The sequence below is a fragment of the Methylobacterium planeticum genome, from assembly GCF_008806345.1.
Classification (GTDB): domain Bacteria; phylum Pseudomonadota; class Alphaproteobacteria; order Rhizobiales; family Beijerinckiaceae; genus Methylobacterium; species Methylobacterium planeticum.
This window is the reverse complement of sequence record NZ_VZZJ01000005.1, coordinates 1-21,614: the sequence shown is the minus strand read 5'-3', so window position 1 is coordinate 21,614 and position 21,614 is coordinate 1. Positions and strand designations below refer to the sequence as shown.

Genomic DNA, 21,614 nt, shown 5'->3' with positions numbered 1-21,614 from the left:
GACGAGCAGTACGGATGGCAGATACGGCCCTGGATCCCGGCCTCAGCCGGGTCGGCAGCGTGATGGCGGCGATCGAGGCGCGGATCGCCGGGCGGACCCTCGGCCCCGGCGCGCGCCTGCCCTCGATCCGGGCCTTCGCGGACACGATGGGGGTCTCGAAATCCACCGTGGTCGAGGCCTACGAGCGCTTGGGCGCGGAGGGCGCGATCGTGTCCCGGCCGGGCTCGGGCTTCTACGTCGCGGGCCGGGCCGAGCCCCTCTGCCTCGCGGCGATCGGCCCGCGCCTCGACCGGGCGGTGGATCCCCTCTGGATCGCCCGGCAATCGCTCGAGGCGGGGCCGGACATGCTCAAGCCCGGCTGCGGCTGGATGCCGCCGCACTGGATGCCGGAGGAGGGCCTGCGCCGGGCCCTGCGCCAGCTCGCCCGGGACACGGACCAGAGCGTCGGCTGCTACGACGTGCCCCTCGGCCACCCGCCCCTGCGCCAGCTCCTGGCCCGGCGGCTCGCGGAGCGGGGCATCCCGGCCCATCCGGACGCGATCGTGCTCACCGATTCGGCGACGCAGGCCCTCGACCTGATCTGCCGCTTCCTGGTGGAGCCGGGCGACACGGTGCTGGTCGACGATCCCTGCTACTTCAACTTCCACGCCCTGCTGCGGGCGCACCGGGTGCGGGTCGTCGGCGTGCCCTTCGGCGCGTCCGGGCCGGACCTGACGGCCCTCTCCGCCGCGCTCGCGGAGCACCGGCCGCGCTTCTACCTGACGAATTCCGGGCTCCACAACCCGACCGGCGCGACGGTGAGCCCGGCCACTGTCCACCGGGTGCTGCGGCTGGCGGAGGCCCACGACACCCTCATCGTCGAGGACGACATCTACGCCGATTTCGAGCCGGAGCCGGGGCCGCGCCTCGCCGGCTTCGACGGGCTCGAGCGGGTCATCCATATCGGGGGCTTCTCGAAGACCCTCTCGGCCGCCGCCCGCATCGGGGTGATCGCGCTCCGGCCCGACTGGATCGAGCGCCTCGTCGACCTCAAGCTCTCGGTCAGCCTCGGCAGCGGGCACCTCACCGCCGCCCTGGTCCACCGCACGCTCAGCGACGGCTCCTACCGGCGCTACCTCGACGGGATGCGGGCCCGCCTCGCCGAGGCGCGCGGCACGGTGCTGCGGCGCCTCGCGGGGGCCGGCCTCACGGTGCCCCACCTCCCCGCCGCCGGCATGTTCCTGTGGGCCCGGCTGCCGAACGGCCTCGACGCCGCCGAGGTCGCCCGGCGGGCGCTGGCCGAGGGCGTGGTGCTGGCCCCCGGCCCCGTCTTCAGCCTCGGCCGCGACGCCACCGACCGCCTCCGGTTCAACGTCGCCCAATGCGGCGACCGGCGGGTGTTCGACGTGCTGGCGCGGGCGATGGACGCGTGAGGCGGCGCCCGGGCGGCCGCCGTCCCGGCGGGCCGGCCGGCGGGACTGCGGCGAGCCAGGCCCAGGTGAGGCCCAAGCCAGGCCCAGGTGAGGCCCAACTCGGGCTCACGGCGCGTCCCGGGCTTCGCGCCACGGCCCCACGGCCGCCCTACGGCGCCGGCCGCACCCCGTGGTGCGCGTCGAGCACGGTGTCGCTCGTCGGCACCGTCTCCTCCACGGCCTGCGCCCGGGCGAGGTCGGGGGAGGTCGCCTCGGCGGCCAGGGCGGCGAGCGCCTCGGTCAGGGGCAGCGTCCGGGTCTGCTGGCTGCCGAGGCGGCGGATCGAGACGGTGCGCTCCTCGCCCTCCTTGCGGCCGACGACGAGCATCACCGGCACCTTGGCGAGCGAGTGCTCGCGGACCTTGTAGTTGATCTTCTCGTTGCGCAGGTCCGCCTCGACCCGCAGGCCCGCCCGGGCCGCGGCCGCGATCACCGCGCGGGCGTAGTCGTCGGCCTCGCTGGTGATCGTCGCCACCACCACCTGGACGGGGGCGAGCCAGAGCGGGAAATGCCCGGCGAAATGCTCGATCAGGATGCCGGTGAAGCGCTCCATCGAGCCGCAGATGGCGCGGTGGACCATCACGGGCGGCACCTTCTGGCTCTCGGCGTCGACGTAGAAGGCGCCGAACCGCTCGGGCAGGTTGAAATCCACCTGCGTGGTGCCGCATTGCCAGTCGCGGCCGATGGCGTCGCGCAGCACGTACTCGAATTTCGGCCCGTAGAAGGCGCCCTCGCCCGGGTTCACCGCGGTCTTGATGCGCCCGCTCGACTGCTCCTCGATCTCGGCCAGCACCCGGGTCATCACCGCCTCGGCGTGGTCCCAGAGGGCGTCCGAGCCGACGCGCTTCTCGGGGCGCGTCGAAAGCTTCACCAGGATCTCCTCGAAGCCGAAATCGCCGTAGGTCGAGAGGATCAGCTCGTTGATCTTCAGGCACTCGGCGGCGAGCTGGTCCTCGGTGCAGAAGATGTGCGCGTCGTCCTGGGTGAAGCCGCGCACCCGCATCAGCCCGTGCATGGCCCCCGAGGGCTCGTAGCGGTGCACCACCCCGAACTCGGCCATGCGCAGGGGCAGGTCGCGGTAGGATTTCAGCCCGTGCTTGAAGATCTGCACGTGGCCGGGGCAGTTCATGGGCTTGAGGGCGAACCAGCGCTTGTCCTCGGCCTCCTCGCCGGCGGATTGGGCCGCGAACATGTTCTCCCGGTACCAGCCCCAGTGGCCCGAGGTCTCCCACAGGGACTTGTCGAGGATCTGGGGGGCGTTCACCTCGGCGTAGTCGCCCTTCAGGCGCCGGCGCATGTAGGCGATCAGCTCCTGGAACACGGTCCAGCCCTTGGCGTGCCAGAAGACGACGCCCGGCCCCTCCTCCTGGAAGTGGAACAGGTCCATCTCGCGGCCGAGCCGGCGGTGGTCGCGGCGCTCCGCCTCCTCGAGCCGGTGCAGGTAGGCGTCGAGGTCGGCCTGACTGGCCCAGGCGGTGCCGTAGATGCGGGTCAGCATCGGGTTGTTCGAGTCGCCCCGCCAATAGGCGCCCGCGACCTTCATCAGCTTGAAGGCGGTGCCGACCTTGCCGGTCGAGGTCATGTGGGGGCCGCGGCAGAGGTCGAACCAGTCGCCCTGGCGGTAGATCTTCAGGTCCTCGCCCGGCGGGATCGCGTCGACGAGCTCGACCTTGTAGGCCTCCCCCTTGCCGGCGAACAGGCCGCGCACGTCGTCCCGGGTCCAGACCTCCTTGGTGAAGGGGGCGTCCCGGGCGATGATCTCGCGCATCTTCGCCTCGATCGTCGGGAAGTCCTCCGGGGTGAAGGGCTCCGCCCGCGCGAAGTCGTAGTAGAAGCCGTTCTCCACCACGGGGCCGATCGTCACCTGCGTCCCGGGCCAGAGCGCCTGCACGGCCTCGGCCAGCACGTGCGCGCAATCGTGGCGGATCAGCTCCAGCGCGCGGGGATCGTCGCGGCCGAGGAACTCGATGCGGGCGTCCCGCCCGATCCGGTCGTCGAGGTCGTGGACCGCGCCGTCCAGCGCCATCGCGACGGTGCGCTTGGCCAGCGACCTGGCGATGCCCTCGACGACGCTGCGGCCCGTCACCGCGTCGTCGTAGGCGCGGGAATGGCCGTCGGGGAAGGTCAGGATGGGCATCGGGCAGGCACTCCTTCGGGCTCACTCCTGCGAACGAGGCAGGTAAGCGGGGATGGGTCTGGGGCGCGGGCCGTCACGGCCGGGCGCGCGCCGCGCCGTTTAGACCGATTCCGTCCGGGAAGGAACACGGGCCGGCACGGGACGCGCGAAGGCCGCCCGCCGCCGGGCCCGGCGCGGGATCTTCGGATCGGCTGCGGGTGGACGCGGGACGCCGCGGAACCACTCATTGTGTTTCTGTTGCCGGTTCCCCGGCGTCCCGCGGGACGGCTCTGGCGAGCCGCGCTCCGCTCTCGCGTCACGGTGTCTTCCTCGGCGTCGGGGACTTCGACTCGTGGCAGCCCTCCTCCCGCGCCGGAGCGCGGACGGCCGACTTATCCGGGCCCGCAGGCCCCGCATCCGCCTCCTAGTGGGCGGACGGGTCGATGGTCTGGGAGTGCCCCAGGTCCCGGGTCCGGCGCTCGCGCACCTACCCGCCCACGGCACCCTGCGTCCTCACGCGCCGCCCGGGGCGATGGCGAAACCGGACCACCGACGCGGGCACCGTCTCCCCACCCGCAACCCCCCGCCCGGTCCGCCGGGGAGCCTCACCACCGGGCGGCGAGCGGGCGTATTGAGAGCACGAACTAGGAATTTTGTCAAGAACAAAACGGGGGTGAGGGATGCGGGCTCTCCGGAAAGGTCGCACCCCTCACCGTTCCGCTATCGCGGATTCGACCACTCCCGGACGGGAGAGGTGGGGCGGGCCGCCGTCCGGCGTGAGTCGTGGTTCCGGGGTGGCGCGGGTGGCGCGACGGGCCCCCTCTCCCGGACGGGAGAGCCGAGGCGCCCCCGTCAGCCGCTCAGGGCCTGCAGCTCGCCCCGGGCGATGCCGAGGAGCGTGCGGGCGGCGAGCGCTGCGATCACCAGGGTGGCGAAGGCGAGCAGCCCGATCGCCACGGCGTCGGCGACCGGCGAATCGGCGTAGGGGGCGTAGCGCAGGGCCGCGCCCGCCGAGGCCGCGAGAGGGAAGCTGACCGCCCACCACGAGACCCGGAACGGGCAGGCGGCCGCGAGGCTGCGCAGCTGCCCGACCAGCACCGCGAGGACGAAGAGCGAGAGCAGGAACAACCCCTCCGCGAAGGCGTCGACGCCCCCCGTGGTGGCGACGTAGCTCGAGAAGCCCACCGCGAAGGGCGCCACCAGGATCATCAGGGTCGGGCGCAGGGCCGCCGGCAGCGGCTCCTCGAACAGCAGCCGCGAGAAGATCAGGGTGAACAGCGGCACCGCGAAGAACAGGCCGGTGCTCAGCGCGAACACCGTGATGCCGTGGGTGTGGGACAGGCCGAGGGCCGGCACCGCGAGCGGCACGTCGAGGAGCCCGACCACGGGCACGATCCAGGCCGGCGTCGCGTGGGCGACCTGCTGGCGGCTGCCCATCCAGCGGCTGACGATCACGAAGGCGAAGATCACCATCCCGGCCGTGCCGGCGATCCAGAAGGCCTCGGCCAGGAGCGGGCTGAGCCGCACGAGGACGATCGGCAGGAGCAGCAGGCTGATCAGCACGGTGCCGAACAGGTTGCCGGCGATGGGGTGGGCGAACTCGGCCCGCACCGCGCCGGGCGCCGTCACGGCCTTGAGGCCGTAGGCGACGGCGAGCGCCAGGAAGGCGCCGAGCGCGCACCAGCCGATCAGGTCGGCCACGAGGCCGGGCGCGCCGTAGCGCTCCGCCGCGAGGCGCCAGACGGCGGCGAGGCCCACGAGGCCCATGACGGCGCCGAACAGGCTGACGGGCAGGTAGGCGAAGCGGGCCTTGAAGCGGCCCCGGCCGGCGGGGGCGTCCTCGGACGCGGCCTCGGATGCGAGCAGGGTGGACATGGATGCACATCCTCCGGGAGGGGCGTTCGCCGGAGCGTCCGGGGCTCAGCGCCGGGACGCGACGGGAACGGCCGGGCGACGGGGCGCCCGGGCTTGCGGGTGGCCGGGGTCTGGCCGGCTTGGTTCGGTTGTAGCGTGCGCTGCGCGCAACTGAAGCGTGCCAAAACGCGAGCGGCAGGTGAATTCGGGCCGGCAAGCCTCCGGCCGCCCGGCGCACAGGGCGGAACTGCTGGCGCAGATGGCGGAACCGGAGAGCGCCCCCCGCAGCACGGCCCGGTCGGGGTGCCCCGCCGGGCGCGGCCTCAGCCCTCCTCCACGGCCTCGCAGGCGAAGGGCGACGGGGGCGCGTTCACGCCGCGCCAGCGGGCATAGGCCCAGGGGCGGTGCCAGGCGGCGCCGGCTGGGGGCAGGTCGGGCACGAGGTCGATGCCGTGGGTGCCGAAGGGCCCGCAGCGGCAGATCCGGGCGAAGCCCATCCAGCCCCCGGCCCAGAGCCCGTGGCGCTGGATCGCCTCGTCCGCGTAGGCCGAGCAGGAGGGCCAGTGCCGGCACTGGCGCCCGACGAGGCTCGACAGGGTGAGCTGGTAGGCGCGGATGAGGCCGTGGGCGGCGCGCCGGACCACGGCGCTACTCGGCGGCCTGGGGCTCGGCCCCGCCCGTCTCGCCGCCCCGGCGCCGCGCCTCGATCTGGTCGAGGGCATCCACCACCGCGTCGAAGGTGAGGAGCGTCGAGGCGTGGCGGGCCTTGAAGCCGCGCACCGGCTCGAGCACCGCGAGGTCGGCCCAGGTCCCGGTCGGGGGCGGGCCGTCCGCCTTCAGCATCGCCCGCATGGTCCGGCGCAGGTCCCGCAGGTCCTCCGCGCGGGCGCCGACCACGTGCCGGGCCATCAGCGAGGCGGAGGCCTGCCCGAGGGCGCAGGCCCGCACCTCGTGGGCGAAGTCGCGCACGGTCCCGTCCGGGCCGAGGGCGAGGTCCACCGTGACGGTCGATCCGCAGAGCCGCGAATGGGCGGTGGCGCTGGCATCCGGCGCGGCGAGGCGGCCGAGGCGGGGGATGTCGGCGGCGAGTTCGAGGATGCGGCGGTTGTAGATGTCGTCGAGCATGGTTCGGATCCTGCCTCGCCGGGCGGCGCGGTGGGGGCGCGGGTGGGGCGCGCCGGTCGCCTCGATGGTCTGCCGCCTCGATGGTCTGATGCGCAGCCGGTGCATTGCGCGATCGGGCGAGAACGACGATATAGGCGGCATCGTGCCGTTTCGCGAGGAGGCGGCCCGTCGACCAGGGTCGCGCCCACGGCCACGGAACCCGTTCCCTGCCAGGGCGCTGGTCTGCGATGATGGTCCCAGGCCGAGACGGTCCGACGCGATGTACGCAAAGCCTGACAGCACCACGATGACGGCCCGTGTGGCTCGGGCGGGAGATGCCATGGATGCCGCGCTCAAGTCCTTGTCCTACCCGACCGCCGACGGCGACGCGGCGCGCGGCCTGAACGGAATGCGCAACGACAACGCTCCAGTCTCGGCCCCGATTCCGGTCCCGGCCCCGACGCCGCTCCCGGTGCGCCCGGTCGAGGTGGCGCCCCAGCCCGCCTCCGCCCAGCGCGTGCCCGACGCGATCGGCATGGCCCGGCCGAGCCGCGAGGAGGCCGAGGCCGCCGTGCGCACGCTCCTGCGCTGGGCCGGCGACGACCCGAACCGCGAGGGCCTGATCGACACCCCGGCCCGGGTGGTGAAGGCCTACGGCCAGCTCTTCGGCGGCTACAGCCAGGATGCCGACGCGCTGCTCGAGCGCGTCTTCGAGGAGGTCGAGGGCTATTCCGACGTCGTCCTGGTGCGCGACATCCCGTTCTACTCCCATTGCGAGCACCACATGGTGCCGTTCATGGGCCTCGCCCACATCGCCTATTACCCGACCAAGGGCGTGGTCGGCCTCTCGAAGCTCGCCCGCGTGGTCGACACCTTCGCGCGCCGCCTGCAGACGCAGGAGACCATGACGGCCCAGATCGCCGACGTGATCGAGAGCATCCTCAAGCCCCGCGGCGTCGCCGTGATGGTGGAGGCCGAACACCTCTGCATGGCGATGCGCGGCGTGCAGAAGGCCGGCGTCTCGACGATCACCACCCAGTTCAAGGGCGTGTTCAAGGACGACGCGAACGAGCAGGTCCGCTTCCTCACCCTCGTGCGCAACAAGGGCTGAGCCGGGCCCGAGCCCATGAGCGTCCCCCCGAGCCCCCTGCCCTCCGCGAGCCCCCTGCCCTCCGCGAGGAGCCCCCTGCCCTTCGCGAGCCCGGGATCCCGCGCCGCCGTGGAGGAGGGCGGGGCCTTCATGCCCCGCTTCGACGCGAACGGGCTCGTCGCCTGCATCGCGGTCGACGCCCGGGACGGGCGCGTGCTGATGCTCGCCCACATGAACGCCGAATCCCTCGCCCGCACGCTGCAGACCGGCGAGGCCTGGTACTGGTCGCGCTCCCGCGGCGAGCTCTGGCACAAGGGCGCCACGAGCGGGCAGGTCCAGCGCGTCCTCGAGATGCGGGTCGATTGCGACCAGGACGCGGTGCTGATCCGGGTCGAGGTCGGGGGCGACGGCGGCTGCTGCCACACCGGCCGGCGCGACTGCTTCTACCGCAGCGTCGGCCTCGACCCCGCGAGCGGCCGCGCGGTCCTGCGGCACGACCCGTCATCCCGCGATCCCGCCCCGCACGACCTGCCCTCGGCTGCCGGGGCATGAGCTGGGACGGCGCGCCCTTCCGCGAGGCCGCCCTGCACCGTTCCGGACCCGTCCCGGCCTTCGTCGTCCCCGGCGCCGTCGAGCCGGTGCGGGCGCCGCGCCCGCGCGGGCCCCGGATCGGCCTCGCCCTCGGCGGCGGCTCGGCCCGGGGCTGGTCGCATATCGGGGTGATCCGGGCGCTGGAGGAGGCGGGCATCCACCCCGAGGTGGTGGCCGGCTGCTCGATCGGCGCCGTGGTGGGCGGCTGCTACGCCGCCGGCAAGCTCGACGTGCTGGCGGAGTTCGCCCTGTCGCTGACCAAGCGCCGGGTGATGGGCCTGCTCGACGTGCGCCTCTCGGGCTCCGGGCTGATCGGGGGCGACCGCCTGCGCCAGCGCCTGGAGGGCGACCTCGAGGACCGGCGCATCGAGGGCCTGCCGGTGCGCTTCGCCAGCGTGGCGACCGAGCTCGGCACCGGCCACGAGGTCTGGCTGACCCGGGGCGGCCTCGTCGAGGCGGTGCGGGCCTCCTACGCCCTGCCGGGCATCTTCCCGCCCCTCGCCCTCGACGGGCGCCTCCTGATGGACGGCACCCTCGTCAACCCGGTGCCCGTCAGCCTCGCCCGGGCGCTCGGGGCCGACCTCGTCATCTGCGTGAACCTCAACTGCGACCCCCGGGTGCGCGGCGGCACCGTGATCGCCCCGGCCGAGGCGGGGGGCGAGGCGGACGCGGTCGCCGGGGCGGTGGCGGGCGCCGTCGAGGTGCGCCGCCGCTGGAGCCTGCTCGGGCGGATGCGCGGCGCGGGCCGGCGCCTCGCCGGGCGCCCCGCGGCGGCGCTGCCCGCGCGCGGGCCCGCCGGCGCCCCCGGCATCGCCCGGGTGATGTTCGACGCCTTCAACATCACGCAGGACCGGATCTCGCGGGCGCGCCTGGAGCGCGACCCGCCCGATGTCAGCGTCAACCCGCGCCTGGCCGAGATGGGCCTGTTCGAGTTCCACCGCGCCGCGGAGGCGATCGCGCTCGGCCATCAGGCCGCGCGCGCCGCCCTGCCCCGGATCCGGGCGGCGCTGGAGGGGGCGTCCGCCCGGACGTGAGGGGCGCGTGCCCGCCCGGACGTGAGGCGAGCCTGCCCGCCCGGGCGTGCGGGAAGCGTGTCCGCTCAGGCCATGGTGATGTAGTCGCGCATGGCCTGGTGCTCGGCCTCGACGGTGGCGATGCGCCGCTTGACAACGTCGCCGATCGAGACGAGGCCCGCGAGCTTGCCCTCGTCGCAGACCGGCACGTGGCGGAAGCGCCCGTCCGTCATCAGGTGCATCACCTCCTCGATGGTGGTGTCGCGCTTGCAGGTGGTGACGTTGGTGGTCATGTGGCTCGAAATCGGCGCGTCCATGGCCCCCGCCCCCTGGCGCGCCAGCGCCCGCATGATGTCCCGCTCCGACAGGATGCCGAGCACGGCCTCCGCCGCGTCGGTGACCACGAGGGCGCCGATGCCCTTCTCGGACAGCACGTGGATCGCGTCCGCGATACTGCGGTCGGGCTGCACGGTGACGACGGTGCGGCCCTTCTCGGCGAGGATGCGTGCGACGGTCATGGATGTCCCTCCCTGGACGTTGAATGCGCCGTCAGCCCGCGGCGCCAGATGGGCCTGTCGGCCGGGTTGATCCCGGCTCGTGCCCAGAAGGGCGCAAGTGTGTGGTCCCGGCGGCGAGATGGCAAGCGCGGACGGGCGCCCGCCGCGGGCCCGGGCGGCGGAATTCGTCGCGCCTCCACAGGGGGGCGCCAAGCCCACGGCAGGACGCCAAGCCCACGGCGGGAGGCGAAGCCCTCGGCGGGGCGCCGGACCCTCAGCGGGGCGCCCGGCCCCGCCCGTCCACGAGGGGGAACAGCAGGAAGCCCGCCACGAAGCCCCCGAGATGCGCGTCCCAGGCGATGGCGGCGCTCTCGGCCCCGAGCGGCAGGGTGACGACCCCGAACAGCAGGTTCGTGACGAGCCAGATCCCGAGGAACATCACGGCGGTGCGGTTGCGCAGGAGCTCCGGGATGGTCTCGAGGGGCTGGCGCGGCGGCACCTGCCAGCTCTGGACGCTCAGGCCCGGCGGCGGGGGCTGGAACACGAAGCGGGCCGCCGCCGCCATCAGGGCCGAGACCCCCGCCGAGGCGCCGACCAGGGGCGCGAGGCTCAAGGGGTCGAGGAAGACGTGGAACGCGCCCCCCGCCACGGTGCCGGCGAGGGCGAGGATCCCGTAGCGCCAGGCGCCGCAGCGGCGCGCCACCGGCGAGCCGAAGGCGGCGAGCCAGACGCTGTTGAAGATCACGTGCAGCCACGAGCCGTGCAGCAGCGCGTAGGTGGCGAAGGTCCACGGCATGGCGCCGGGCTGGGAGACGACGTAGCGGGCGAAGATCTCCCGGGCGGCGGCGGTGTCCGGGTCGCCCCCCGCCGCGGCCCGCAGGAGGTCCTCCGCCTGCGCGGGGTCGACCGACACCGTCCAGCGCGCCGGCAAGAGGGCGAGGTCGACGATCATCCGGGTGTCCCAGCTGTCGGGCAGCACGAAGTCGCGCAGGGCGTGGATCGCCAGCAGCAGGCCGATCGAGGCCGTGACCACCGCCGGCATGTTGAACACGGGCACGCGGCTCTGGCGGGGGAAGTCGGGCGAGGCATCCATCGCGCCACCATGTCGGGGGCCGGCCCCGGGCGGCAAGCCCCCCGGCGAGCGGAAAGACGTTTCGTGCGCGCGCCAGGACGGGGACCGGGGCGCGGTCATATCCGCGCAGGGCGTGCGGGGGCGAAAAGGAGGGAGGGCCGCCCGAACCGGCGGCCCTCCCCCAAGCGCGGGACCTCCGGCCGGATCGACCGGCCGGAACGCCGCCCGGACCAGGGGGCGGCGCGGGCCGCTGAGGCCCGTCCCCACGTCCGTGGGGCGGCCGCACCCCTGGGGGGCCGGCCGCCGAAGACGCGATCACCCTCGCTTACGCCCGGTTCCGGGGCAATATCAACAGGTCCTTAACCTTAACGAAAGCTTGCACGAGCCTCGGCGCGCGCCGGACCCTAATGTTGTCCGCAGAGCGGACGAATCGCGGCCCGGTCGGGCGCGACCCCCGATCCGCAGCGCTCTCGCCCTTCGCCCGGAATCGGTCCAGGACCCCATGAAGCATCCGACGAGCCGCCTGCTCCACAGCTACTGGGACCGGTTGCGGGGCGAGCGGGCCGCCCCCGAGCGCGCCGAGATCGAGCCCGGGGAGATCCGCAACCTGCTGGCCGACAGCCTCATCCTCGAGCTCGACATGCCGGGGCGCCTCGCGCATCTGCGGCTGGCGGGCACCCGGGTCTGCGCCCTGTTCGGGCGCGAGCTCAAGGGAGACTCCCTGCCCGGGCTCTGGGGGCCCGGCAGCGCCGACCCGTGGCGCCTGATCGAGATCGTGGCGAGCGACACGGTGGGGGTGGTGGCGGGCCTGCAGGGCCGCACCGCGCAGCACGAGACCATCGAGCTCGAGCTCATCCTCCTGCCCCTGCGTCATCGCGGCCGGACCCAGGCCCGCATCCTCGGGGCGCTGAGCCCCACGGTGGTGCCGCACTGGCTCGGGCTGCGCCCGGTCACGGGGCTCGCCACCACCTCGCTCCGGGTCCTGAACGGGCGGGAGGCGGCGGCCGAGCCGGTCTTCGCCCGCGCGGCGGACGAGCCGGTCTTCGTCCGCGCGGCGGACGGGGCCGAGGCGATCCTCGGCGCCCTGCCGGCGCCCGCCAACGACAGCGTGCCGCTGCGGCGCGGCCATCTCCTGGTCCACCGGGGCGGGCGCATCTGAGCACCTTTGTGGTCCGTATTGCCGCCCGGCGCCGGTGAGGCAAAGGCTTTCGTAACCTCGCCTCAACTACAAAAGCCCGATGCCCACAAGGACAGGTCGGGGATGATCGAGGCCGCCGCACGCTCCGCCACCAGCGCATTCCGCCTGCCCAGGATCACCGACCAGCGTCGCCACCAGCGCGTGCAGGTGGCGATCCTCGGGCGCTACATGCTGTCGGACCGTCGCGAATTTCCCTGCCAGACCATCGACATGTCGCCGGGGGGCGTGCGCCTCACCTGCGTGGCGGTGGGCGAGATCGGCGAGCGGGTCGTGCTCTACCTGGAGCATATCGGCCGGATCGAGGGCACCATCGCCCGCCACACCGCGGGCGGCTTCGCGGTCCAGCTCACCGCGACGCCGCGCAAGCGCGACAAGATCGCCTCGCAGCTGACCTGGCTCGCCAACCGCGAGACCCTCGGCCTGCCCGAGGGCCGCTCGCACGAGCGCCTCACCCCGATCCAGCCCGGCATCGTCCTGCGGCTCGAGAGCGGGCGGGAGCTGCCCGGCCGGATCGTCGACGTCTCGATGTCGGGCGCGGCCATCGCCTGCACCAGCCAGCCGCCCCTCGGCGCCGTGGTGGCCGTCGGCCGCACGCCGGGCCGGATCGTGCGCTACTTCGAGGGCGGCTTCGGCGTGCAGTTCCTGCTGCCGATCTCGCCGGACAAGTTCCACGAGGGCATGACGCTCTGAGCCTCGCTCCGCACAGCGCCCGCGGCGGGGCTTTCCGCGCCGCGCCCTGAGACCGGGATGCCCGGCGCGGATCCCGCCGGGACCGGCCGGAGGGCGCCGCCGCGACCGCCGCGCCCGCCCCCACGCGTCCTTCGGGGAAGGCCCGCCCCGCGGGCCGGCCCGGACGGGCGGGCCCCGGGACCGCGGCCCGTTCCCGAACCTCCCCCGCGCCCGCGCGCCCTCTCGGGCACCGGCCGGCCGCGGGACCGCGCGCGCCATGCTTTCCACCTCCTGAATCCACCCCGGACAGTCCTTAGCATCGGCGCAGGCCCCGGTTCGGGCTGTTGCGAGGCGCGGCCGGTCGGGGCCGGAATTCGATAAAATTGCGCCGATCCGCTTCAGCGCGGCACAGGGCGGCCGCCGGCATCGTCACCCTCGTGGACGGGGATGGTCTCGATGCGCTACCGGAACTCACTCGCTCTCGGATTGCTGGCGCTGGCGGCCCTCCTGGGGGTCGGCGCGCCCGGCATCCCGGCGCAGGCCCAGACGCTCGCGGCCCTGCCCGCCCCGACGGCCGCCGCCGCCCCGGTCGGCGAGGCCCGGCCGATCATCGCCTGGGTGGCCTTCTGCCAGGCCTACGCCGCCGAATGCGTCCTCGACCGCAACGAGCCCGCCCGGATCGCCCTGACCCCGGCGACCTGGAACACGATCGTGACCATCAACCGCCGGGTGAACCGCTCGGTGCGCGCCATGACCGACATGGAGCATCACCACGTCGCCGACCGCTGGGACCTCGCCGAGGACGGCATCGGCGATTGCGAGGACTTCCAGCTCCTGAAGCGGCACGCCCTCGCCGCGGCCGGCCTGCCCCGGCGCGCCATGCGGATGACCGTGGTGATCGACGAGAAGGGCGAGGGCCACGCGGTGCTCACCCTGATCACCGACCGGGGCGACTTCGTCCTCGACAACAAGACCAGCGTGGTGCTGCCCTGGCACCAGACCGGCTACACCTTCATCAAGCGCGAGAGCCAGGACGGCGTCGCCTGGGTCTCCCTCGGCGGCGTCACCTCGCCGGTCACCACCGCCAACCGCTGAGTTCGCCCCTCGCCCGTTGGCCCTGGCCCCTCGCCCGTTGGCCCCTCGCCCCCGCCCGCCTCAGACGAGGCCGCCGGTCAGGCTCCGGTGCAGGCGGTCGATATGGCCCTCGACCCGGCTGATGAACCCGGTCAGGTGCGGCGCGAATCCCTGCAGGCAGGCGAGGTCCCGCAGCAGGATATCGAGGGCGACCGCCTGATCCGCCTTCGGGAAGGCGGTGACGTGCCGCTCGACCGCGTGCTCGGCGAGCCCGATGGCGCCGACCCGGTCATCCTCCGCCAGAGCCCGGATCAGCCGCAGCAGGCCGGGCGCCGCGGGAGGCGCCGCGCTCACGGGCGCCGCCTTGCTGACGGGCACCGCCTTGGACGAACCCTCCGGCCGCCGGGCTTCGAGAACCGATTGCGTGCCCATCACCTGCCCCGCGTCTCGCCCCATGCGTCTCGTCCCACACGCTCGCCCAATGCGCCTCGCCCAATGCTTCCGATCGCACGGAAACCCTTGCCCGTGCCGGTTCTGGCACCGATCCTGTATCCAACGGTAGCGGGTTCACTCGACGGCGCAATCTGGGCAGAATCAAGAAGCCCGGCGGCCGGGCAGCCATGTCCTGCGCCAGCCCCACCGTACGGTTGCAGACTTGCATCACGGTCCCGGTTTGGAACCGAACCTTCGCGACTGCGTTAACTCCCGGTTAATTTTCGATTGAGCACCGCCTGCAGCCATGCGAGCTTTGCCGCCTGACCATCGATTGGCGGGACGTCGGGCATGTGGCACGCGGTTCTCCAGGCTCGGCGCGCAGGCGACGCCGGCACCATCGCCCGGGCGGTCGCCAGGCGGGCCGGTCACGCGGCGGCCTTCGGTCTCGTCGGCGCCATCCTGATGCTCGGGGGCGCCGCCACGCAGGCCCGCACCCGCCCGCACCTGCCGGAGGACGCCACCGCCGTCGAGATCGGCCCGACCGCCAAGCCGGTGGCGGCCTGGACCGACTTCTGCAACCGGATGCCGGCGGAGTGCACGGTCGACTTGGCCGAGCCCGCCACCATCCCGCTCAACGCCGCCCTGTGGCGGACGCTGACGAGCGTCAACCGGCGGGTGAACGCGCGCATCAAGCCGATCACCGACCAGGCCCATTGGGGCGTGATCGACCGCTGGGACTATCCCGACGACGGGTTCGGCGATTGCGAGGATTACCAGCTGCTCAAGCGCCGGATGCTGGTGGAGCGCGGGCTGCCGCGCCGGGCCCTGCGGATGACGGTGGTGATCGACGACATCGGCGAGGGCCACGCCGTCCTGATGGTGCGCACCGACCGGGGCGACTTCATCCTCGACAACAAGACCAACACGGTCCTGTCCTGGCGCAGCACCGGCTACGCCTACATCAAGCGCGAGGGGCAGGATGGCAGCCGCTGGGTCTCCCTCGACGGCGGCGCCTCGCCGGTGACGACGGCGAACCGCTGAGGGGCGCGGGCGCGGCGGCGCCCGCCGGGCGGGGCCGCGCGCCGCACCGCGAAACCGTCAGGCGCCGACGAGGAGCGCCGCGAGGTCGAGGGCGATCCGGCCCGAGAGCAGGCCCCAGCCGCAGGCGATGATGGTGGCCAGCATCACGAAGGGGATCGGGCGGCCCTCGATGCGCCGGCCCCGCACGGTGTTGCGCAGGATGATGAAGGGCGCCGAGAAGGCGAGCACCGGCAGGGCCGCCACCGCCGCGACGCCGCCGCCCTCGAGCAGGCTGAAGCTCGCCCGCCGCTCGGTGAAGAGCTCGAAGGCGCTGGCCAGGAGCCCCGCGAGGGCGAGGCCGACCAGCAGGGTCTGGATCGAATCGAGGGCCTGTGGGCTGAGGGCCAAGGTGCTGGGGGCCAAGGTGCTGGGGGCCATGACGCGCGCACTCCACCGTTAACGAACGATGAAGGCACTCTGCCCCAGGGTTGACGAAACGTTAAGCGCTGGCCGGGATCAGGGTTAACCCCGTGCACAGGCCGTGCGTGCCCGGGGGGCGCTCAATCCTCGAGGTCCATGTCGAGGATCGCCATGTTGAACTGGAACGAGCGGTCCCCGTCCTCGTCGTCGACCGAGACGACGCCGAGGAATTCCTCGCCGATATAGACCTCAGCCGAATCGTCCTTCTTCGGGCGGGGGACGATGCGGATGCTGGCATTCGCGAAGGTGCGGCGAAGGTAGTCCTGCACCTTCGTGATATCGGTCTTGTTCACGCTGTCTCGCCTCTCGCGCTGTTGAACGGGCCGGGACCGGGGCGCGGTCGCCGCCGCCGGGCGCGCCGACCGCGCGGCCCGCGGATCGCGCTGGGCTTGCCACGTCGTCCGCAGGGGAGCAAGCGGGGCCGTGCGGCGCTGATGCGCCGCTCCGGTTCGGATCCTCTGTCTTCAGATCCCCTCGGCCATGTGGATGAACTGGTCCATGCTGACGAGCTGGTCCATGGCGCGGGCGGGCTCGGCGCAGCCCGCCGTGCCGACGACCCGGGCCGGCACGCCGACCACGGTGGTGTTCGGCGGCACCGGGCGCAGCACCACCGAGCCCGCCGCGACCCGGGCGCAGGCCCCGACCTCGATGTTGCCGAGGATCTTGGCGCCCGCCCCGATCATCACCCCGCGGCGGATCTTCGGGTGGCGGTCGCTGCCCTGCTTGCCCGTGCCCCCGAGGGTGACGGCGTGCAGGATCGAGACGTCGTCCTCGATCACCGCGGTGGAGCCGACCACGAGGCCGGTGGCGTGGTCGAGGAAGATCCCGCGCCCGATCCGGGCCGCCGGGTGGATGTCGCACTGGAAGACCTCCGAGGACCGGCTCTGCAGGTAGAGGGCGAGGTCGCGCCGGCCCTGGCTCCAGAACCAGTGGGCGAGGCGGTGGGCCTGCAGCGCGTGGAAGCCCTTGAAGTAGAGCACCGGCTCGATGGCGCGCGAGGTCGCGGGGTCGCGGTCCATCACCGCCACGATGTCGGCCCGGAAGGCCTCGCCGATCCGGGGATCCTCATCGAGCGCCTCGCGGAAGCCGTGGGCGACGAGCTCGGCGGGCAGCGACGGGTGCCCGAGCCGGGCCGCGACCCGGTGCCCCACCGCACCCTCGAGGGTCGGGTGGTTGAGGATGGTGGCGACGATGAAGGAGGCGAGCTGCGGCTCCTCCCGCAGCACCGCCTCGGCCTCCTGGCGCAGGCGCGACCAGACCGGATCGAACAGGCCGACGCGGGATTCCGGACCCTGGACCGGGCTGAGGGACGGGCTGGCGGACATGGGCTCCTCCTCGGGATCCGGGCGGAAAGGTTTTAGCGCAGATCGGCCGGGCGCGCGAAGACCCGCCTCCCCGGCGCCGGCCGGACGCGGGATTTGGTCTCGCGCGCCGCCGGGGCGCGGCGCGGGGCGTCGGCCGGTTAAGCGTGGGGTCCGGGCCCGGCCCGATCAAGGCCCCGGACGCGCCGCACGCCGCCCCGCCGTGACAGCCGCACCGGATCGTGATGCGGTGCAGCGAACATCGGCGCGGAGGCGCCTCCGTCAGGGCCTCCCGGAGGGGGGCGCCCGCCCCTCAGGCGCTGCGGCGCTCGGGATGGGCGTCGAACCGCGCCTCGATCACCGCGGTGAGGCGGTCGGCCATGAGCTCGACCGGGATGTCGGAGGTGTCGACCACCGCCGAGGCGCGGGCGTAGAGGGGCTCGCGGCTCGCCAGCACGGCGCGCAGCTCCTGCATGGCGGTGGCGTGGTCGCCGGTGCGCACGAGATTGTCCTGGTTGCGCACCCGCTGCATGTGCTCCTCGGGCCGCGCCTTGAGCCAGACCGTGAAGAAGGCCTGCAGCAGCAGGTCGTAGGTCAGGGGCTCGGCCACGATGCCGCCGCTGGTGGCGAGGATCAGGGGGCCGGGATGCTCGGTGAGGCGGCGCAGGGCCGCCTGCTCGAGGCGCCGGTAGCCCTCCTGGCCGTAGATCGCGAAGATCTCCTTCACCGAGAGGGCGTTCTCGCGCTCGATCTCGGCGTTGAGCTCGACGAAGGTCCAGCCCAGGCGCTCGGCCACCATGCGCCCGAGCGTCGACTTGCCCGCGCCCCGCAGGCCGATCACCGCGACCCGGGGCTTCGGCGCGTTGCCGCCCCCCGGGGCGCCGCCGGCGAGGAGCGCCTTGGCGGCCGCGATCTGGTCGGGGCTCGCCTGGGCCACGAGGTCGCGCATCACCTGCCAGTCCGGCGTGACGTCGCTGCCGGCGATCAGGTCGTCGAGGCGCACGCCCATGGCGTTGGCGACCCGGCGCAGCAGGATGATCGAGACGTTGCCCTGGCCGCCCTCGAGCTGCGCGATGTAGCGCTCGGACAGGCCCGAGGTCTGCGACAGGAGCTTGCGTGAGAGACCGCGCACCGTGCGTGCGTGGCGCACGCGGCGTCCGAGATCCGTGAGGAAAAGTGCTTCTTGCTCTACCGCGCCGGCCATGGCGTCGCCCGTCATCCCAATCTCTCGCCGAAGGCGGATGCCCTGCGCGAGCGTACATACAAGAGGCTTGCGGGTTCGTCTCCACACGACGATCGGGCGGCAGGATTGTGCCTGCGCCTGTGGATGACAACCTGCGGGGCCTTGCGGTGTGGAATTGTATTTCCCGGATCAGGACGATCCGATGACATGCGAATGTTCACGCGCAAGGCTCTGCGCTGCCGAACGCAAGGCGTATGCCGTCATTGCATGTGTTGATGCGGGACCGGCGCTTCAAGGCGGGATCGATCGCGCGGGGGCGGCGCCGGGGGCGGAGGCGCCCCGCCCGCGCCCGCCGGTGCCTATTGGGCGGGCGGCAGGGCCGAGGCTTCGAGCACCGGCACGCCGGCGACCTTCGGGGCGGCGGGGCGGCTGACGGCGGCGAGGCGCTGGGCCGAGGGGCGACGCGGCGGCAGCGGCACCTCGATCGCCTCGGCGGCGGCCACCGCCCGGCGCGACGCCGCCGCGCTCCCGGCGGGCTCAGCCTGAGCCGCCGCGGGCTGGGCCTGAGCCGCCGCGGGCTGGGCCTGAGCCGCCGCGGGCTGGGATTGGGGCGTCAGCGAGAGGGAGGCGAGGTCCGCGGTGGCGGCCGGCGCGGGGGTTGCCGCGAGGGTCGCGGCCTGCAGCGCCGCGAAGGCGGCGGGCCGGCGCGGCGGCAGCGGCACCTCCACGACGGCGATCTCGCTCGCCGTGACGGCCACGGCCTGCTGGGACGCGTTGGGCGCCAGCGAGACGCCGGCGAGGTCGGAGGCGAGGGCCGCGACCTGAACCTGGCCCGCGAAGGCGGCGGGGCGGCGGGGCGGCAGCGGCACCTCGACCACCTCGGTCGGCGCCGCGGTCGGGGCGTAGGCGAGGGCGGTGCTCGCCGCGCCGAGGTTCGGGTCCTGGCTCGGGCGCAGGGCGAAGACGCTGGCGAAGCTGCTCGCCGAGGAGGCGGCGGGGGCCTCGGCCTCGACCACCTCGGTGGTGAGGCCCTGGCGCTTGGCGGCGTAGTAATAGCCGCGGTTGTAATAGTGGTAGGCCTTGGCGAGGTCGCCCTTGGCGGTGCGGTAGGCGCCCGCCAGGTAGGCGATGCCGTAGCGCAGGTTCACCTTGGGGTCGTAGAGGCCGCTCGCCTCGCCCTTGTAGCCGAGGCCCCGGGCGGTGGCGTGCTTGATCTGCATCAGGCCGAGCGCGCTGCCGCCCCGCGCGTTCGGATTGTAGTTGCTCTCGCGCTTCACGACTTGGTGCACGAAGGCCGCCGGAACGCCGTTCGCCCGGGCCTGCTCCTCGATCAGCGCGTCGATGTTGTCGCGGGCCGCCTGAGCGAGCACCGGAACCGGCACGGCCGCCAGGGCGGCAGCGAGGAGCAGGAGGCGCTGGTTCATTCGCGAGACCCGGTTGTTGTTCTGACTGCCTAGGTCGAGGCGAATTGAGGCCGGAAAGGGGCTGGGACGCTCACGCTTGTGGGCAGGCCGGACGTTCGGCGGCGCCTGTGCCATGTGCGCCACAGCACGTGGACCGGCCCGTGGACCGGCACTTGGCCGTGCGCCGGGGCATCCGGGCGACGGCGCGGCCTCGCCGCGGTCCGGGTGACATCACCCCTCAGGGCAGGAGGAAGCGCGCGACCCCGTCCGCGAATCCGTCCGCGTCGTTGCCCGCCGCCACGTGCCCGGCGCTCGCCTGGACCGCCGGCTCGGCGTTGCCCATCGCCACCGCGAGCCCGCTGCGGGCGAACATGGCGCTGTCGTTGCCGGCATCCCCGAAGGTGGCGATCCGGTGCTCCGGGATGTCGAGGTGGCGGCTCATCCAGGTGACGAAGCTGCCCTTGTCGAGGCCGGGCGGGGTCACGTCGAGGTAGTAGGCCTGGGAGCGGTGGACCGCCGCGCGGGCCCCGAGGGCTTCGGCGATCCCGGTCTCGCAGGCGGCCAGATGCGCGAAGTCCGGGCTGACGCCGACGAGCTTCGAGGCGGCGCCGAGGAGCGGCCCGAGATCGTCCACGATTGCGGGCTCGGCCTGCAGCGTGCGCCGCTCCACGTCCGTGTAGGGGCCCTGCCCGTCCCGCAGCGACCAGCGCCCGTGCGCGAAGACCCAGAGGTCGAGCCCCGCCGCCTCGAGGCGGGCGGCCGCCTCCCGGGCGGTGGCCTCGGGGATCAGGGTCTCGCTCAGGATGGCGAGGTCCGGCCCCACCACGGTGGCGCCGTTGAAGGCCCCCATCGGCAGGCGCAGGTCGAGGGCGCCGACGAGGCCGGAGAGACCGACCGGCGGCCGGCTCGACGCCACCGTGAAGGCGATGCCCGCCGCCCCGAGGCGCCGGACCGCCGCCGCGACCGCGGGCGTCACCCGCTTGTCCGTGGTCACGAGGGTGCCGTCGACATCCGAGATCACGAGGGCGATGTCGGGCCGGGCCGTGCCGCCCCCGTCCTGGCGCGTCCGCTGCATCACCCTGCCCTCCCGCCGGCCGCACCGCCGTCCGGCGCCGCACCGCCGAGGCCGAGGCGCGCGATCACCGCCTCGGCAACCTGTTCGGGCGGGTTCTCGATCCCGACCGCGATGGCGTGCTCGTCGGGGCCGGGGGGCTCCAGGATCGCGAACTGGCTGTCGAGGAGGCCCACCGGCATGAAGTGGCCGTGGCGCGCGGCGAGGCGCCCGGCGATCAGCGCGCGGCTGCCCGCGAGATAGACGATCCGGACGTCCGGCCGGCCGCGGGTGAGCACGTCGCGATAGGCGCGCCGCAGGGCGGAGCAGACCACGACCCCGGGCTCCCCCGCGGCGAGGCGCTGCTCGATCCAGACCGCGATGCTCTCGAGCCAGGGGGCGCGGTCCGCGTCGTCGAGGGCGTGGCCCGCATGCATCTTGGCGATGTGCTCGGGGCTGTGGAAGCTGTCGCCGTCGACGAAGATCCAGCCCAGGCGCTCGGCGACGCGGGCCGCGACCGTGCTCTTGCCGGACCCCGAGACCCCCATCACCACGAGGACCTGGGGCGCCGCGAGGACCTGGGGCGGGATGTCCGGGTTCGGGAGAGCCAAGGCGGATCCTGGATTCGGGGACGGGATCGGGTTCGGTCAAGGGAGACAGCCTCCGGGCGTCGTGTCCAGGGGGCACAGGGTCCAGAGGGTGCGGTCCAGAGGGCGCGCGGCGCAAAGGCGCGCGCGGGACCGGGCCCGGGGCTGCGCGCGCGGGCGCTGATCGTCTTGTGTGCAGCGGGGACAGGCGGGGCCCGGCGGCGGGTGGACCGGCAGTGTGACACCCCCGCCACGGACAGTGACGTGCCTTTCGGCTAGGCAGCAGGCTAGAGAAACCGACAGGCGAGTCTGGATGCGCGCTCTCCCCCTTCTCCTCTGCACCGCGCTGACGGTGTCGGGCTGCTCGGTGCTTCCCGCATCGGGCCCGACGGCGAGCGCCGTGGTGGAGGGAGCGGACGTGGCGA

22 protein-coding genes are annotated in these 21,614 nt (G+C 73.8%); 8 read left to right on the top strand and 14 right to left on the bottom strand.

The window, feature by feature from the left end; translation table 11 throughout:
- Positions 1-14: 14 nt before the first annotated feature.
- On the top strand, positions 15-1,412 hold the full coding sequence (locus tag F6X51_RS07450; RefSeq protein WP_150962610.1) for an aminotransferase-like domain-containing protein: 1,398 nt from the start codon (positions 15-17) through the stop codon (positions 1,410-1,412).
- A 148-nt stretch (positions 1,413-1,560) separates the two neighbouring features.
- Here F6X51_RS07450 and thrS read toward each other — a convergent pair whose 3' ends face one another.
- From thrS to F6X51_RS07430, 4 genes are all read right to left on the bottom strand, one after another.
- Positions 1,561-3,588, bottom strand: a complete 2,028-nt coding sequence (gene thrS / locus F6X51_RS07445) for a threonine--tRNA ligase (protein WP_150962609.1) — start codon at positions 3,586-3,588, stop codon at positions 1,561-1,563.
- A gap of 831 nt (positions 3,589-4,419) precedes the next feature.
- Entirely contained in the window at positions 4,420-5,442 is a 1,023-nt protein-coding gene (locus F6X51_RS07440; protein ID WP_150962608.1) for an SLAC1 anion channel family protein, read from the bottom strand.
- Positions 5,443-5,744: 302 nt separating this feature from the next.
- A complete protein-coding gene (gene yidD / locus F6X51_RS07435) occupies positions 5,745-6,065 on the bottom strand; it encodes a membrane protein insertion efficiency factor YidD (RefSeq protein ID WP_150962607.1) in 321 nt (106 codons plus the stop codon).
- Between the two features lie 4 nt (positions 6,066-6,069).
- Positions 6,070-6,546 carry an iron-sulfur cluster assembly scaffold protein gene (locus F6X51_RS07430; protein WP_150962606.1) on the bottom strand — a complete coding sequence of 159 codons (477 nt, stop codon included), beginning with the start codon at positions 6,544-6,546 and terminating at the stop codon, positions 6,070-6,072.
- Positions 6,547-6,805: 259 nt separating this feature from the next.
- Between F6X51_RS07430 and folE the strand changes: the two genes are divergently transcribed.
- The 3 genes from folE to F6X51_RS07415 all read left to right on the top strand — a co-directional run bounded on the left by folE (position 6,806) and on the right by F6X51_RS07415 (position 9,240).
- On the top strand, positions 6,806-7,636 hold the full coding sequence (gene folE / locus F6X51_RS07425) for a GTP cyclohydrolase I FolE (protein ID WP_150962605.1): 831 nt from the start codon (positions 6,806-6,808) through the stop codon (positions 7,634-7,636).
- Between the two features lie 129 nt (positions 7,637-7,765).
- Entirely contained in the window at positions 7,766-8,167 is a 402-nt protein-coding gene (gene hisI / locus F6X51_RS07420) for a phosphoribosyl-AMP cyclohydrolase (protein ID WP_246696699.1), read from the top strand.
- Entirely contained in the window at positions 8,164-9,240 is a 1,077-nt protein-coding gene (locus F6X51_RS07415; RefSeq protein WP_150962603.1) for a patatin-like phospholipase family protein, read from the top strand. Before hisI ends, F6X51_RS07415 begins: the two co-directional genes overlap by 4 nt.
- A gap of 65 nt (positions 9,241-9,305) precedes the next feature.
- Here F6X51_RS07415 and F6X51_RS07410 read toward each other — a convergent pair whose 3' ends face one another.
- Both F6X51_RS07410 and F6X51_RS07405 read right to left on the bottom strand, forming a co-directional pair.
- Positions 9,306-9,737: a CBS domain-containing protein gene (locus F6X51_RS07410; protein WP_150962602.1), complete on the bottom strand. Its 432-nt coding sequence runs from the start codon at positions 9,735-9,737 to the stop codon at positions 9,306-9,308.
- A gap of 253 nt (positions 9,738-9,990) precedes the next feature.
- Positions 9,991-10,809, bottom strand: a complete 819-nt coding sequence (locus tag F6X51_RS07405) for a rhomboid family intramembrane serine protease (protein WP_150962601.1) — start codon at positions 10,807-10,809, stop codon at positions 9,991-9,993.
- Between the two features lie 481 nt (positions 10,810-11,290).
- Here F6X51_RS07405 and F6X51_RS07400 point away from each other — a divergent pair, with 481 nt between their 5' ends.
- The 3 genes from F6X51_RS07400 (at position 11,291) to F6X51_RS07390 (ending at position 13,750) form a co-directional block, all read left to right on the top strand.
- Entirely contained in the window at positions 11,291-11,947 is a 657-nt protein-coding gene (locus F6X51_RS07400; RefSeq protein WP_150962600.1) for a PAS domain-containing protein, read from the top strand.
- A gap of 102 nt (positions 11,948-12,049) precedes the next feature.
- A complete protein-coding gene (locus F6X51_RS07395) occupies positions 12,050-12,676 on the top strand; it encodes a PilZ domain-containing protein (protein ID WP_150962599.1) in 627 nt (208 codons plus the stop codon).
- A gap of 435 nt (positions 12,677-13,111) precedes the next feature.
- Positions 13,112-13,750 (top strand): transglutaminase-like cysteine peptidase, encoded by a 639-nt coding sequence (locus F6X51_RS07390; RefSeq protein ID WP_150962598.1) that lies wholly within the window; start codon positions 13,112-13,114, stop codon positions 13,748-13,750.
- A 60-nt stretch (positions 13,751-13,810) separates the two neighbouring features.
- On the opposite strand, the gene F6X51_RS28510 is transcribed toward F6X51_RS07390, so the two are convergent.
- Positions 13,811-14,185, bottom strand: a complete 375-nt coding sequence (locus F6X51_RS28510; protein ID WP_246696675.1) for a hypothetical protein — start codon at positions 14,183-14,185, stop codon at positions 13,811-13,813.
- Positions 14,186-14,512: 327 nt separating this feature from the next.
- On the opposite strand from F6X51_RS28510, the gene F6X51_RS07380 reads away from it, so the two are divergent.
- Positions 14,513-15,205, top strand: coding sequence for a transglutaminase-like cysteine peptidase (locus F6X51_RS07380; protein WP_150962597.1), 693 nt, complete (start codon positions 14,513-14,515; stop codon positions 15,203-15,205).
- 57 nt (positions 15,206-15,262) lie between these two features.
- Here F6X51_RS07380 and F6X51_RS07375 read toward each other — a convergent pair whose 3' ends face one another.
- From F6X51_RS07375 to F6X51_RS07345, 7 genes are all read right to left on the bottom strand, one after another.
- Positions 15,263-15,592 carry a DUF6949 family protein gene (locus F6X51_RS07375; RefSeq protein ID WP_150962869.1) on the bottom strand — a complete coding sequence of 110 codons (330 nt, stop codon included), beginning with the start codon at positions 15,590-15,592 and terminating at the stop codon, positions 15,263-15,265.
- A 152-nt stretch (positions 15,593-15,744) separates the two neighbouring features.
- The gene (locus F6X51_RS07370; protein ID WP_150962596.1) at positions 15,745-15,957 is read right to left on the bottom strand and encodes a DUF3126 family protein; all 213 of its coding nucleotides are present in this window, start codon (positions 15,955-15,957) and stop codon (positions 15,745-15,747) included.
- Positions 15,958-16,128: 171 nt separating this feature from the next.
- A complete protein-coding gene (cysE, locus tag F6X51_RS07365) occupies positions 16,129-16,989 on the bottom strand; it encodes a serine O-acetyltransferase (protein ID WP_150962595.1) in 861 nt (286 codons plus the stop codon).
- Between the two features lie 289 nt (positions 16,990-17,278).
- Positions 17,279-18,169: a helix-turn-helix transcriptional regulator gene (locus F6X51_RS07360; protein ID WP_150962868.1), complete on the bottom strand. Its 891-nt coding sequence runs from the start codon at positions 18,167-18,169 to the stop codon at positions 17,279-17,281.
- Between the two features lie 338 nt (positions 18,170-18,507).
- The gene (locus F6X51_RS07355) at positions 18,508-19,572 is read right to left on the bottom strand and encodes a transglycosylase SLT domain-containing protein (protein WP_150962594.1); all 1,065 of its coding nucleotides are present in this window, start codon (positions 19,570-19,572) and stop codon (positions 18,508-18,510) included.
- A 217-nt stretch (positions 19,573-19,789) separates the two neighbouring features.
- The gene (locus tag F6X51_RS07350; RefSeq protein ID WP_150962593.1) at positions 19,790-20,626 is read right to left on the bottom strand and encodes an HAD-IIB family hydrolase; all 837 of its coding nucleotides are present in this window, start codon (positions 20,624-20,626) and stop codon (positions 19,790-19,792) included.
- The gene (locus F6X51_RS07345) at positions 20,626-21,150 is read right to left on the bottom strand and encodes a gluconokinase (protein WP_150962867.1); all 525 of its coding nucleotides are present in this window, start codon (positions 21,148-21,150) and stop codon (positions 20,626-20,628) included. Before F6X51_RS07345 ends, F6X51_RS07350 begins: the two co-directional genes overlap by 1 nt.
- Between the last annotated feature and the right edge of the window lie 464 nt (positions 21,151-21,614).